The following is a 12,765-nucleotide window of genomic DNA, read 5'->3' as shown; positions in this document are numbered from 1 at the left end:
TATCGATGCCTGCGGATTGCGCAAGCTGTATAGAATGGATTAAGCGGCGGAATGGTTCGGGATGCGCTGATTTACAGCGCTTCGAACTGCCGCAAAAACCGCATGTCGTTTTCCGTGAACAGGCGCAAATCCTTAATCTGGTACTTGAGCATGGCAATGCGCTCAATGCCCATGCCCCAGGCGTAGCCGGAGTATTTGTCGGAGTCAATCTTGGCGTTTTCGAGCACGGCGGGGTCCACCATGCCGCAGCCACCGATTTCCACCCAGCCCGAGTACTTGCAGATGTTGCAGCCCGCGCCCTTGCAAATCAGGCAGGTAATGTCAATCTCGGCGCTGGGCTCCGTGAACGGGAAGAAGCTGGGCCGGAACCGGATGTTGATGTCCTGCCCAAACAGCTCCTGCACGAAGTAGTAAACTGTCTGCTTGAGGTCGGCGAAGCTTACGCCTTCGTCAATAAAAATGCCTTCCACTTGGTGGAACATCATGTGCGCCCGGGCCGAAATGGCCTCGTTGCGGAACACCCGGCCCGGCATTACTTTCCGAATGGGCAGCGGCTCGGTTTCCATCACACGCACCTGCACGGTGCTGGTGTGGGTGCGCAGCAGGTGCGGCTGAGTGCCGGGCTCGGCGCCAGCGGCCGGGGCCACGAAAAACGTGTCCTGCATGTCGCGCGCCGGGTGGTTCTCGGGGAAGTTGAGGGCGGTGAAGTTGTGCCAGTCGTCCTCAATCTCCGGGCCTTCGGCCACGGCGAAGCCGATGCGGGCAAACACGCGCAGCATCTCCTCGCGCACCAAGCTCAGGGGGTGGCGGGTGCCCAGGGCGTTGGGTACTGGGGGCAGGGTATAGTCGAAGTCGGGGTTGGCGGGAGCGTTGTCGGCGGCCGATTCGGCGGCTTGCTGAGCTTCGTCGAAGCGGGCCTGGGCCTGCTGCTTGAGGGCGTTGAGCTGCTGGCCCACGGCGCGTTTTTCTTCGGCGGGCACCGTTTTTAGTTGGTCGAACAAGTCGGCCAAGCGACCTTTGCGGCCGAGGTAGCTGATGCGAAACGCATCGAGGTGGGCGGCGCTGCTCAAGTCAGCTGCCGTAATTTCGGCCGCAAGGCTGGCAATGGATTCCTGCATCATGCCACAAAGTTAGGGAACTAGGTGTCCCCTGACCGAAGGATTTGCGTATGCATTCGGAACTTATCCGTAGGCCTTCCGCTTCCTGTCGATTCCACCCCTCTTCGGTCCTAACTATCCAGATTATTATGAAACGTACCCTGTTCTCGTTGTTTTTTACGGTGGCCATCGCCGCCACGGCCTCAGCGCAAAGCGGATGGGATACTTCTGATTCGTGGGGAGCCCCCAAAAAAACCACGAAAAAGAAAACCACCACTTCCAGCGGGCAAGCCACCGGCCAAACCCGGGCCACTGGCAACGAAAAGACCCCTCAGAACGACGGCCGCACCGTGTCGCCCTACCCCAGCGCGGCAGCGCAGCCCGACGTCAATCCCGGCAACACCGCTTCGACCCCGCCCGATAACAGCTTCACGCCCGGCACCACGAGTAGCGGTAGCGGCAACGGTGGCAACGACCGCCAAGGCATGTCGGTAGCACCCGGTTCGCCCATGATACTGCAAAGCGGCCGTACTGTGATGGCGAATGACGCCGCCGCTGCCCGCGAGCGTCGTCTCAACCGCATGAACAAGGCAAAGCGCGTTCCCGCCACTCCCACGCAAGTAAACGGCGCCAGCATGATGGAAAGCCAGGCTACGGGTGCCGGTGCTGGCATGACCGCGCCCGCCGCCAGCCCTGCGGCTCCAGTGGCCGCGCCCGCCGCGCAGTCCAAGACCGCGCCCACCAAGGCTGCTCCGGCCAAACCCAAGAAGAAAGCTCCCGCCGCGCCTTCTGGCTGGTAGCCCGGAGGGACGAATTAATTAGAAACGCAGAATAGCAAACGGCCCGGCTACCCAGTAAAATGGGCTTGCCGGGCCGTTTTGCGTGGTTTTAGAAGTGAATTGAACTTTCGGCACGGTTTTCGTTTTTGTGCCATCCAACTACTCACTTATTCTTTTCTCCGCTATGTTCCGTTCCTTGTTTACGCTCGCCCTGTCCCTGTTTTTGGTAGCTGAAGCCAGCGCCCAAACCGCTTCCACTACCAAGGCCAAATCGGCGAAAGCCACGGCCCGCACACAAGCCCGCGTTGCTAAAAAGGAGCGCAAGGTGACCCTGAAAACCCTGCCGGCTGCTCCCGTAGTGAACGACGGCTGGCCTCCCCTCGATGACACGCAAACGGCCGTTGCTACTACCTCTGCCACCAACGACGGCTGGGGCTACGAAAACACCGCGGCAACCACCTCGCGCGGCGAACTTGACAATGCCAACGTGTACGCTGCTCCGGGCATGCCCATCCACATCCGCACCAGCAAGGTGCCCGTGCCGTATAGCGTGCGGCCTCCCCGTAAGGCTGCCGCTGTTCAAACCACATTAGGCAACTAAATAAAACGGCCCTGGCTTAGCTGGGGCCGTTTTTTGGGTTTTGCATATCCTTTCCCCATTGGCTTCCGTTATCTGCCGACACCGCCGCCAGGCGTTGTTTGTATGACGGAAGCCAAAAGCTTTTGGCCCAGCTTCCGTCGACAAGGGCCCATTATCCACCCTTTATTTTGTATCGGTATGCTTCGTTACATTTTCGCCTCCTTGGTCGTGGTTGGTTTTGCCGCCGCCGATGCCAGTGCCCAGACCACGCCCCGCGCGGCCCGCAAAAAAATCGCTCCCTATTCCAGCCGAGGCGCCGCCAAACCGAAGGTCAAAATCAACCCGCATACGGGCAAACCCTATGGGGCAGGAGTGCCGCAGGACCTCAAGGACGGCTCGTACTACCTGGCTCCCAGCATGCAGATGCGCAAGCAGGAAGGCTACCACGCCAACGGCCAATACAACGATAACCGCGCCCGGCGCCCCGCTACCAAGAAGGCCGCCAACAGCTCCCTGAGCCGCGACAGCAACGCCCCCGCCGCTGTTCCGGCCAAAACACGGAAGTAAAAACATTTCAAAAGAATTGAACGACCGGAAATAAAAAAGGCCCGCAAAGCGGGCCTTTTTTATTTCCGGTCGTCGGTATTTACACCGCCTCGTAGTAGAGGGTGCTGCAGTTTTCAGGGCGCAAAATAGATTCCGCCGCGGTGCGTACATCGGCCACGGTCACGGCCTGAATCCGGCGGCTCTCGTCGTTCACCAAGTGAGCATCGCCTTGCAGCTTGCTGTAGGCCAAATTTAAGGCCCGGTTCAGCAAGTCAATTTCGCCAAAAACCAGGCTGCTTTCGGCCTGGTTTTTCACTTTTTCGAGCTCCTGCGCGTCCACGTCCTGCGCGGTGAACTCGGCCACTATTGCCTCCACGGCCGCATCGGCCGCTTCCAGTGCCACGCCCGCATTCAGCTTGCCACTGATGACGAGCAGGCCGGGGTCGAGGGAGCCGGTGAGGGAGGCGGAAATGTTGTTGAACAAAGCCAATTCCTTCACCAACCGCTGGTGCAAGCGGGCCGATTTGCCGCGGCCCAGCACGTCGCTCAGCAAATCCACGGCGTGGTAGCCTTCGTCGGAGCGGGCGGGCATGTGGTAGGCTTTATACAGGGCGCTCAGGGGCACCGGGGCCGAAGTGCGCAGGTGGCGAGGCTCTTGTTGGGCGGGCTCGGTGGGCAGTTGGCGCTGGTAAGCCGGGCCGCCGGGAATGGGGCCGAACCACTTTTCGGCTAGGCGCCGCACCTCGGCCTCGCTTACGGCGCCGGCTACTACCAGAATGGCGTTTTGGGGCGCATAATGCTTTCGGAAAAAACCGCGCACGTCGTCCATTACCGCGTTTTCGATGTGCGAAATTTCCTTGCCAATGGTATTCCACTGATAGGGGTGGGTCTGGTAGGCGAGGGGCTTGAGCTTTAGCCACACGTCGCCGTAGGGCTGGTTGAGGTAGCTCTGCTTGAATTCTTCGACCACCACTTTGCGCTGCACCTCCAGCCCGTTTTCGGAAAAAGCGAGGTTCAGCATCCGGTCGCTTTCCAGCCAAAAACCGGTTTCGAGGTTGGCAGCGGGTAGCGAGAGGTAGTAATTGGTGACGTCGGAACTGGTGAAGGCGTTGTTTTCGCCTCCCACGCGCTGCAGCGGCTCGTCGTAGCTGGGAATATTGACCGAGCCCGAAAACATGAGGTGCTCAAACAAGTGCGCGAAGCCGGTGTGCTCCGCGTCCTCATCGCGCGAGCCCACGTCGTACATGACGTTGAGCACCGCCATGGGCGTCGAAAAATCTTCGTGGACAATGCAGCGCAGGCCGTTGTCGAGGGTGAATTCCTGGAAGGAAATCATAGATGGAATCAGGAGTGAAGAAAGAGGAAGTACAAATGAACAACAGCGGAAACAGGAATACTTCCCTATTCGTCCCTTCCCGCTAAAACGAAGCTTAAGCGGGCTCCTGCCACTTGTTCGGCCGCGGGCCGGTGAGCAGAGAACTAGCATTACGTGGGAAACTGGGCTCCGATGTCCGACTGTGAGAAAAGAGGGCCGCTCGCTTGCACACTGGTTTCACCAAGCGTGCTGGTTGGAGTTGCCGGCCGATGCCCGTTTGGCAGAAGCCGTTTTTTGCTAGTACGGCTAAGCTCGATATTTAAAGGCAAAGTAGGTACTTTCGTGCATGGTCATGGGCCCGGTTTTCTACCACGATATGCAAAACAAGTTACACTCAACCAGGATGCTAAAGCCGGTCGCTTGCCTCTTGCTGCTGCCGCTGCTCATGAGCTGCGAGGACTCGCTCGATAACCTGTACCCAAAAGTGCAGCCCGTGCAGCTGCCCGCCGCCTCCGAGGCGGGCGCCAATACCTTCGGCTGTCGCGTCAACGGTCAAGTGTGGGAAGCCAACAACGCCCGCACGCTCAACGGCAAAGTAATAACGCCCACCATTCATTACCGGAACGGCGAGCTGCGGCTGGATGCCTTCCGGCGCCTGCAAGTGGCCGGTCCGGTAACTAACTTCCACTTCCGTCTCGACCACGTGACCGGGCCGGGGGTGTATGAATTGGGAACAACCAAAGCGGGCAATTACGCGGCCCTGAAAACATCCCATGACGCTCAGGCTTATATCACCGATGGGCAACACACCGGCACGCTCACCATCACGCGGCTCGATACGGCCGGGGGGCTTGCTTTTATTGCGGGCCATTTTGCGTTGCGGGCGGCGCCTCCCCGCGGGGCCCGCCGTTCGGCCGCTATGCCTGCTGCGATGGAAATAACCGACGGCCGCTTCGATATTCAGTTGAGCCGCTAGGAACGGGGCAAGCGGAGCCCTGCTACCTTTGCCGGATTCCCGTTTGTCTCCATCCCACCCATGACTCCAGTTGCCACTGCGCTGCGGTTCGACCGCCTCGACCACTCCAACGAAACCCTGCTGCACCTCTACCAGCACCTGCTGCGGCCTCGGCTGATTGAGGAAAAAATGCTGATTCTGCTGCGCCAGGGCAAGGTGAGCAAGTGGTTTTCGGGCATTGGGCAGGAAGCTATTTCGGTGGGCAGCACGCTGGCCCTAGAGCCCGACGAGTACATTTTGCCGCTGCACCGCAACCTGGGCGTGTTTACGGGGCGCAACGTGCCGCTGGGCCGTTTGTTTGCGCAGTGGCAAGGCAAGCGCACCGGCTTCACCAAGGGCCGCGACCGCAGCTTTCACTTCGGCAGCAACGAGCACCACATTGTGGGCATGATTTCGCACTTGGGGCCGCAGTTGGCCGTGGCTGGCGGCATTGCCCTGGCCGACGTACTCGACCAAAAGCCCAAAGTGACGCTGACTTATAGCGGCGATGGCGGCGCCAGCGAAGGCGACTTCCACGAGGCCCTGAACGTGGCCGCCGTGTGGCAGCTGCCGGTCATTTTCGTCATCGAAAACAACGGCTACGGCCTGAGCACCCCCAGTAACGAGCAGTTCCGCTTCAAGTCCTTCGTGGACAAAGGCCCTGCCTACGGCATGGAAGCTGTCCAGGTAGACGGCAACAACGTGCTAGAGGTGTACACCACGGTAAAGAAACTGGCCGAGGACCTGCGCCAAAACCCGCGCCCCGTGCTGGTCGAAGCCCTCACCTTCCGGATGCGCGGCCACGAAGAAGCCAGCGGCACCAAGTACGTCCCGCAGTCGCTGATGGAAGAATGGGCCCAGAAGGACCCGGTGGAAAACTACGAAAAGTGGCTCATCGCCGAAGGCATTCTCACCGAAACGGCCAAGCACAGCATCCGCGAAACCATCAAAGCGGCCATCGAAGCCGGTTTGCAGGAAGCCGATGCCGTGCCCATGCCCACGGCCGACGTGCAGGAGGAAATTGCCGACATGTACCAGCCGTTCGAAGCGCCCAAAAATGACGCGCCAGCTGGGGGCGCTGCGCCGGAAAAGCGCTTCATTGATGCCATTCAGGAAGGCCTGCGGCAGAGCATGCAGCGCTACCCCGACCTTGTGCTCATGGGCCAGGACATTGCCGATTACGGCGGGGTGTTCAAGATAACGGAAGGGTTTGTGGCCCAGTTTGGCAAGGCGCGGGTGCGCAACACGCCTTTGTGCGAGTCGGCCATTGTGGGCGCGGGCCTGGGCCTGAGTATCAAGGGCAAGAAAAGCATGGTCGAAATGCAGTTTGCCGACTTCGTAACCTGCGGCTTCAACCAAATTGTGAACAACCTCGCCAAAAGCCACTACCGCTGGGGCCAGAACGCCGACGTGGTGGTGCGCATGCCCACCGGGGCCGGCAGCGCCGCTGGCCCGTTTCACTCCCAAAGCAACGAGGCGTGGTTCACGCACGTGCCTGGCCTGAAAGTGGTGTACCCCAGCAACCCGCACGATGCCAAAGGCCTGCTGTGCGCCGCCATCGAAGACCCCAACCCGGTGATGTATTTCGAGCACAAAATGCTCTACCGCAGCCTCAGTGGTCCGGTGCCGGAGGCCTACTACACCACACCCATCGGCAAGGCCGCGCTGGCTGCCGAAGGCGACGAGTTGAGCATCATCACCTACGGCATGGGCGTGCGTTGGGCGCTGCAAGTGTGCGAGGAGTTGAAGGTGTCGGCCGACATTCTCGACCTGCGCACTCTGCTGCCCTGGGACCAAGAAGCAGTGCGCCGCACCGTGGAGAAAAATGGCCGCGTGCTCGTGCTGCACGAAGACACCCTCACTGGCGGTATCGGCGGCGAAATCGCGGCTTGGATTGGCGAGAATTGCTTTGAGCACTTGGACGCACCCGTGCGCCGGGTGGCCTCGCTCGATACGGCCATACCGTTTGCGCCCCCGCTGGAAGCGGCTTTCCTCCCGCAGCAGCGCCTACGCGAGCAGGTAGAAGCCCTGCGCAATTACTAAATAGGGTCGGGCTGTCTTGGCGCGATTTTCGCGCGCGGGCATCGTATCTTTCTTCTCTTTACTTTCTGACCCTGGCTGCCTTACGGTGAAATACAGTTTACCCTCCACGGTGAAATACAGTTTACCCTCCGTTGTTCTTCGTTGTGTGTTGGGGGTGCTGCTGATAGCAGGACTGGATGGCTGTAGCCTGTACCATAGTATTTTTCATCCCTACCGCCTGCCCACGCCCAAGCCATCGGCCGAATTCAAGGCGCAGCAGAAGGCAGCGGCCAAGGCTCGGAAAAAGAATGAGCCAACGGGCTTTTTCAAGAAAAAAACGGACGTTGAAGACGAAGAAGCGGCCACCGATGTTTCTACTCCCACCGGGGGCGCCATCAAGACGCAAGCGGCCGCTCCCGAAGCCCGCCCGCTACCCGAGAGCCCAACAGTGCATTATGACAAGGCCGGACTGCTGAAAAAGCCGAAGCTGATACGGCGGCGCATCAACAAGCCCGCCCCGAAGCCCTTTAAGCCGTGGCAGTCCATCGTTCATTTTTTCAAATTCAAGTCCCATGGCAAACCCAACTACAGCCCCGACCACCGGCCTGCCGTCAAGGCCCCTGCTGAGCCGGATGCACTGCCCGATGCTGCTCCCGACGCTACCCCGGTTGGCAAGCCGTAGAGCGGGCCTGGGCGCACTGCTGCTGGGCTGGCTGCTGCTGGGCACCCAGCTGGCCAGTGCCCAAATTGCGCACGAAAAGCCCGCTAAAGTGAAGGCGGCCAACCGCCAGGCCCTGCGCGATGCCAAGCGGACCAACTCTCCTTACAAAGACAGCCATCTCGGCGTGAGCTCTGCACGGCTGAAGCGCGGCCAAAGCAATCAACCCGAAGCCCAGGTTATTCGCCGCGACGAAGAAGAATACGACGACAGCGAGGTAGACTACAATAGCGTGGCTACTCCGCCCGTGAAGTCGCCGCCCTTCTTGGGCATCCGCCTCAAGAAAAAGCCCAAGCCGGTTTCGCCGACGGCCGCGAAGAAAAATTGAATGAGCAGTGGAATCAACTGCAGTTGAACTGTTGTAGTAAACGTACTACAAACCCGGAGCAGAAGCCCGCGGGCCTTTTGAATAAATACGCGGCCTTGTGGCGCTCCTTCTTCGGTTAAAGTTTTCACCCATTATTGCTATTATGTCCACCCCCTGGCTTCCCCTCACCCAATCCGACCAGCTAAGCGACTTGGCCCAGGCTTCCCACGAGCAGCCCGTCCTCATTTTCAAGCACAGCACCACTTGCTCCATCAGCGCGGCCGCCAAAAGTAAAATTGAACGCCAATGGGCCGATAGCGGCCTGTCCAACGTGCCCATTTACTACTTGGATTTGCTGCGTTTTCGTCCCCTCTCGGCCCAGGTGGCCGACCAGTTCGGCATCCGCCACGAGTCACCCCAGCTGTTGCTTATCAAAGACGGTGAATGCCAGTACGATGCCTCTCACATGGGGATTCGCCTGAGTGATGTGTCTGCCAAGGTAACCAAGTAATAAAAGGCGGAAAGCACTGAGCAGCTTTCTAGTGCCTTCCGCCGTTTAATACCGGTTTAAGCGTACAAAAACACCACGTTTTGACGGATGTCTGGGTGCAGGCTCAGGGCTACCGGGCAGGTGAGGGCAGTGCGTTCCAGCAAGGCGCGGTCGTTGGCCGACAAAGCGGCGGACAGGCTAAACGTAATGTCTATTTGCGCAATGCGGCGTGGGGCCTCGCTGCTCATGTGCTTCACCACGGCAAAAGTGCTGTCAACCAAGCTCAGCTCGTGGCGGGCGGCCACAATGCCCATCACCGTCATCATGCACGAGCCGAGGGCGGTGCTCACCAAATCGGTCGGCGAAAATGCTTCGCCGCGGCCGTGGTTGTCGGTGGGCGCATCGGTTTGAATAACATTACCCGAGGCAACGTGCGTGGCTTCGGTGCGGAGTTGGCCGGCATAGCGGGCGGTAGCGGTATTCATTAAGACAGGGGGTTACCTTTACAAAGTTGTTTCTTCAATAGCTAATTTACGTACTATGCAGTGCGCCGCGCCTGTGGCGATTGGTCGGGCTCAATTCTGGTTGATTATGCTTCCCTTTCCTTCCCGTTTTTTTGGCTTGTTGGCGGTGGGCGTTTTCGCCGCCGCGCCTGCCTGGGCGCAGGCACCCGTTCGCCCGGTACCCGTGCCCGCCGCCCCGTCCGACGAACAATCGTACAGCAAAGAGTTTGTGTACGGGGTGAATTTCAACACCCAAGGTGGACTGCTTGGGGGCGCTTCGGTGCGTTCCACACGCGTGCTGGACGAGCAGTGGATGCGCTTTTGGAGTATCGAGGGCGTCATGCTTAAAAATAACGCCAAAGAACAGCGCATCAATACCATCGTGGGCGGCAGTTACATTGACCGGAAGACGAATTACGCCTTTGCATTGCGCCCATCGGTAGGCTTGCAACGCATCCTGTTTCGCAAAGCTGCCGATGCCGGTGTGCAAGTGAACGGCCTCGTGAGTGCGGGTCCATCCTTAGGGCTGCTCATGCCGTATTACATTAGCTTCGACCGGACTTACACCCAAACACGGGTTTTTAATGTGGCGACCGACGAAATCGTGAACGAGCAATATAACCCCGTCAAGCACGCCGATGTAGATGCCATTCTGGACCGGGGCCCGCTCTTTAGTGGTATCGGCGAAACGCAGCTGGTGCCTGGCTTTCACCTGCGCGGCGGCCTTAGCTTTGAGTACGGGCGCTACCGCGACGCCGTGACCGGCATGGAAGTGGGCTTTTTAGTAGAGGGCTACACCAAGCGTCTGCTCATTCTCAGCCCCAGCAACAACCCGCGGGAAGTCGACGGCCTGAACCGGCAGTTTTTCCCATCCGTGTACTTGACCCTATTCTTTGGGCAACGCTCTTAAACAAATGCTATGTGCTCTTAGTAACACAATGTCAGAATAAGTTAAAAGTTACCTGTTGCTTGGCGGCATAATACAATCTGCATCTCGTATGACATCTATTGCTTGGCCTTTAACAGCGTCAAAACGTTTAATTGAATTTTTCATATCCCACGCTGACAGAATAAGAATAAGGCCTCATGTTAAGCATGATGGGGATAAAGTGGTTGGATTGTCTTTAACTGCTCAGAACTACCGTTTTTATTACCCGTTGATTCGTCATTTAAGTGATGCTGGGTATGCGTGTTATATACAAATCGATTACAAATTTTTGCATTCTGCAAAATTATTCCTGGATTGGATTTCGAAACTTGACAACGTATATTTTAGCGTTTCATTAGTTGGGAATAAGGATATATCTTTTTTAATTAAGGACAAGTCAAGTCAAACAGATAATAATTCTGATATCAAAGTTGTGATATTGAGTGACGAAGTATATACAATTAATGGGGATTTTAAAAAAGACAATATCATTCCTTTCTCAATGCATCCCGACCAATACGCTCTCTTATCAGAGCCGAAAATTCGAGAATTGAGAAATGCTAATAAAACCATCAGAATTTTCTTCTCAGGTAACACTTCGGGTAAAGGATACAAAGACGAATTCCTGAACGTGCTTCATGGGAAGATGAGTAGGAATCAGATTATCAATGCTGTATTTGAGCGCTTTGGCGAGAAAATACAGCGTCAGCCTACTATCGGAAAAAGTGACAAGCCAATCCACCTTTACGTATCGGATTTTTGGGTGAATGATGAGCTGAAAAACCAAAATGTATCAAAATCAGATTGGTTTTCCCAATTGGCCCAGTGTCAATTTTTCCTGGCCTGTCCGGGTTTCTCACATCCAATGTGTCACAATTTGATAGAGTCAATGGCAGTAGGGTGCATACCTATACTCGAACACGCGGAGTATTTATCGCCGGCATTGGTACACAAAAAAAATTGTATCTCCTTCTCCGGTCAAGACAGCTTGCAGTCAGCCATCGAAGAAGTGCTTATGATGACTGATGCCGATATTTCTATAATGCAATCGAATGTAATTGACTACTACGAGAATTACCTGTCCGGCGTATTTGTAGTAAAGATGTTGGAGCAAGCCAGCGATAACTCGACATTGTATTATTACTCAAGTGCACAAAGTATCGAAGTTTATTATCAGTTGATTGCAAACAGAAAAGCATTGAATGCATAGTATCTATTCGATGATGCTTTGTAGGTGTAAATCATCAGCCATATGGCATTAGAGAGGAATGATTCAAGAGCTACAAATTGGTAGGGGCTAATTTTAAATATCACCTTGCCTCAGAGTTCTCAAGTAATTTTGCCAGTCTCGTTTCTGTAAAACGATTGAGTTCATTATTGCTTTTACATAGCGTTGGTGTTTCCTGCTACGGTCTACATTATTACTGAAAATGATTGATTTGCCTGTTATTCAGCCGGAAATGGCTGCGCCTGCCCGTCCTCGTAAGCCCGACTGGCTGCGCGTGAAGCTGCCCGTTGGAGAAGAATACGCTGCCGTACGTCGTCTCGTGGATGAGCATAAATTGCACACCATTTGCGAAAGCGGCAACTGCCCCAATATGGGCGAGTGTTGGGGGGCTGGCACGGCGACGTTCATGATTTTGGGCAATATCTGCACACGTTCGTGCTCGTTTTGTGCCGTAGCTACCGGCCGACCAACTGAGTACGACCTAGACGAGCCGCGCCGTGTGGCCGAAGCCATCAAACTCATGAAGGTGAAACACGCCGTAATTACCAGTGTGAATCGGGACGAGTTGAAGGACCGGGGCGCCAGCGTGTGGCGCGAGACGGTCGTACTCACAAAGCAACTCAGCCCCGACACGACCATTGAAACCCTGATTCCGGACGTAAAAGCAAACTGGGATGCGTTGGATGTGATGATTTCGGGGGGGCAGGAAGTTATTTCGCATAATGTTGAAACGGTGGGCAGCTTATACCGGCTGGTGCGCCCCCAGGCCCGCTACGACCGGAGCTTGGAGCAAATTCGCCGTACCAAGCTGGCGGGGCACCGCACTAAATCGGGTATCATGTTGGGCTTGGGCGAAAAAGCTGACGAACTGTACCAAGCCATGGACGACTTGGTTGCCAATGGCCTCGACATCCTCACGCTGGGACAGTACTTGCAGCCTACCAAGCGCCACCTCGACGTGGCCGAGTTTATCACGCCCGACCAATTTGCTCACTACAAAGAGGAAGGTCTCAAGCGCGGCCTAAAGTATGTAGAAAGCGGCCCGCTGGTGCGCAGCTCGTATCATGCTGAGCGCCACGTGAACGTGCCGGTCTAAAGCTATAGCGTTGTTCTTTAACAAAAAAAGACCTCTCCGCATATGCGGAGAGGTCTTTTTTTGTTAAAGAACAACGCTAGCGACGAGCGTTGTTTCCCTGGGGAGGGTAAGTGCCGAGAATGCCGTTGACAATGCGCAACGTTTCAGCCTCGTTGATAGAGT

Annotated in this window: 14 protein-coding genes; 11 read left to right on the top strand and 3 right to left on the bottom strand. The window is 56.6% G+C overall.

Annotation, left to right across the window (positions count from 1 at the left end; all coding sequences use genetic code 11):
* Nucleotides 1-71: 71 nt before the first annotated feature.
* Nucleotides 72-1,118, bottom strand: coding sequence for a phenylalanine--tRNA ligase subunit alpha (gene pheS / locus I2I05_RS13470; RefSeq protein WP_394368734.1), 1,047 nt, complete (start codon nucleotides 1,116-1,118; stop codon nucleotides 72-74).
* 128 nt (nucleotides 1,119-1,246) lie between these two features.
* Here pheS and I2I05_RS13465 point away from each other — a divergent pair, with 128 nt between their 5' ends.
* The 3 genes from I2I05_RS13465 to I2I05_RS13455 all read left to right on the top strand — a co-directional run bounded on the left by I2I05_RS13465 (nucleotide 1,247) and on the right by I2I05_RS13455 (nucleotide 3,023).
* Nucleotides 1,247-1,897 carry a hypothetical protein gene (locus I2I05_RS13465; RefSeq protein WP_196282792.1) on the top strand — a complete coding sequence of 217 codons (651 nt, stop codon included), beginning with the start codon at nucleotides 1,247-1,249 and terminating at the stop codon, nucleotides 1,895-1,897.
* Between the two features lie 163 nt (nucleotides 1,898-2,060).
* Entirely contained in the window at nucleotides 2,061-2,477 is a 417-nt protein-coding gene (locus I2I05_RS13460) for a hypothetical protein (RefSeq protein WP_196282791.1), read from the top strand.
* A gap of 177 nt (nucleotides 2,478-2,654) precedes the next feature.
* Nucleotides 2,655-3,023 carry a hypothetical protein gene (locus I2I05_RS13455; RefSeq protein ID WP_196282790.1) on the top strand — a complete coding sequence of 123 codons (369 nt, stop codon included), beginning with the start codon at nucleotides 2,655-2,657 and terminating at the stop codon, nucleotides 3,021-3,023.
* A 79-nt stretch (nucleotides 3,024-3,102) separates the two neighbouring features.
* Here I2I05_RS13455 and I2I05_RS13450 read toward each other — a convergent pair whose 3' ends face one another.
* Complete coding sequence (locus I2I05_RS13450) at nucleotides 3,103-4,338, bottom strand: M16 family metallopeptidase (RefSeq protein ID WP_196282789.1); 1,236 nt, start codon at nucleotides 4,336-4,338, stop codon at nucleotides 3,103-3,105.
* Nucleotides 4,339-4,720: 382 nt separating this feature from the next.
* Between I2I05_RS13450 and I2I05_RS13445 the strand changes: the two genes are divergently transcribed.
* From I2I05_RS13445 to ytxJ, 5 genes are all read left to right on the top strand, one after another.
* Nucleotides 4,721-5,293, top strand: a complete 573-nt coding sequence (locus I2I05_RS13445) for a hypothetical protein (RefSeq protein ID WP_196282788.1) — start codon at nucleotides 4,721-4,723, stop codon at nucleotides 5,291-5,293.
* 60 nt (nucleotides 5,294-5,353) lie between these two features.
* Complete coding sequence (locus tag I2I05_RS13440) at nucleotides 5,354-7,354, top strand: alpha-ketoacid dehydrogenase subunit alpha/beta (RefSeq protein WP_196282787.1); 2,001 nt, start codon at nucleotides 5,354-5,356, stop codon at nucleotides 7,352-7,354.
* A 109-nt stretch (nucleotides 7,355-7,463) separates the two neighbouring features.
* A complete protein-coding gene (locus I2I05_RS13435; RefSeq protein WP_196282786.1) occupies nucleotides 7,464-8,015 on the top strand; it encodes a hypothetical protein in 552 nt (183 codons plus the stop codon).
* A complete protein-coding gene (locus I2I05_RS13430) occupies nucleotides 8,002-8,379 on the top strand; it encodes a hypothetical protein (RefSeq protein ID WP_196282785.1) in 378 nt (125 codons plus the stop codon). The genes I2I05_RS13435 and I2I05_RS13430 overlap by 14 nt, the downstream gene beginning before the upstream one ends.
* A 142-nt stretch (nucleotides 8,380-8,521) precedes the next feature.
* Complete coding sequence (ytxJ, locus tag I2I05_RS13425) at nucleotides 8,522-8,869, top strand: bacillithiol system redox-active protein YtxJ (RefSeq protein ID WP_196282784.1); 348 nt, start codon at nucleotides 8,522-8,524, stop codon at nucleotides 8,867-8,869.
* Nucleotides 8,870-8,925: 56 nt separating this feature from the next.
* Here ytxJ and I2I05_RS13420 read toward each other — a convergent pair whose 3' ends face one another.
* Entirely contained in the window at nucleotides 8,926-9,333 is a 408-nt protein-coding gene (locus I2I05_RS13420) for an OsmC family protein (RefSeq protein WP_196282783.1), read from the bottom strand.
* 106 nt (nucleotides 9,334-9,439) lie between these two features.
* On the opposite strand from I2I05_RS13420, the gene I2I05_RS13415 reads away from it, so the two are divergent.
* The 3 genes from I2I05_RS13415 to lipA all read left to right on the top strand — a co-directional run bounded on the left by I2I05_RS13415 (nucleotide 9,440) and on the right by lipA (nucleotide 12,603).
* A complete protein-coding gene (locus I2I05_RS13415) occupies nucleotides 9,440-10,261 on the top strand; it encodes a hypothetical protein (RefSeq protein ID WP_196282782.1) in 822 nt (273 codons plus the stop codon).
* An 88-nt stretch (nucleotides 10,262-10,349) separates the two neighbouring features.
* Nucleotides 10,350-11,489 carry a hypothetical protein gene (locus I2I05_RS13410; protein WP_196282781.1) on the top strand — a complete coding sequence of 380 codons (1,140 nt, stop codon included), beginning with the start codon at nucleotides 10,350-10,352 and terminating at the stop codon, nucleotides 11,487-11,489.
* A 220-nt stretch (nucleotides 11,490-11,709) separates the two neighbouring features.
* Nucleotides 11,710-12,603: a lipoyl synthase gene (gene lipA, locus I2I05_RS13405; protein WP_196282780.1), complete on the top strand. Its 894-nt coding sequence runs from the start codon at nucleotides 11,710-11,712 to the stop codon at nucleotides 12,601-12,603.
* Nucleotides 12,604-12,765 lie beyond the last annotated feature (162 nt).

This window comes from Hymenobacter jeongseonensis (assembly GCF_015694725.1).
Classification (GTDB): domain Bacteria; phylum Bacteroidota; class Bacteroidia; order Cytophagales; family Hymenobacteraceae; genus Hymenobacter; species Hymenobacter jeongseonensis.
Note: the sequence above shows the minus strand (reverse complement) of the source record. Positions and strands in the feature narration are given on the sequence as shown.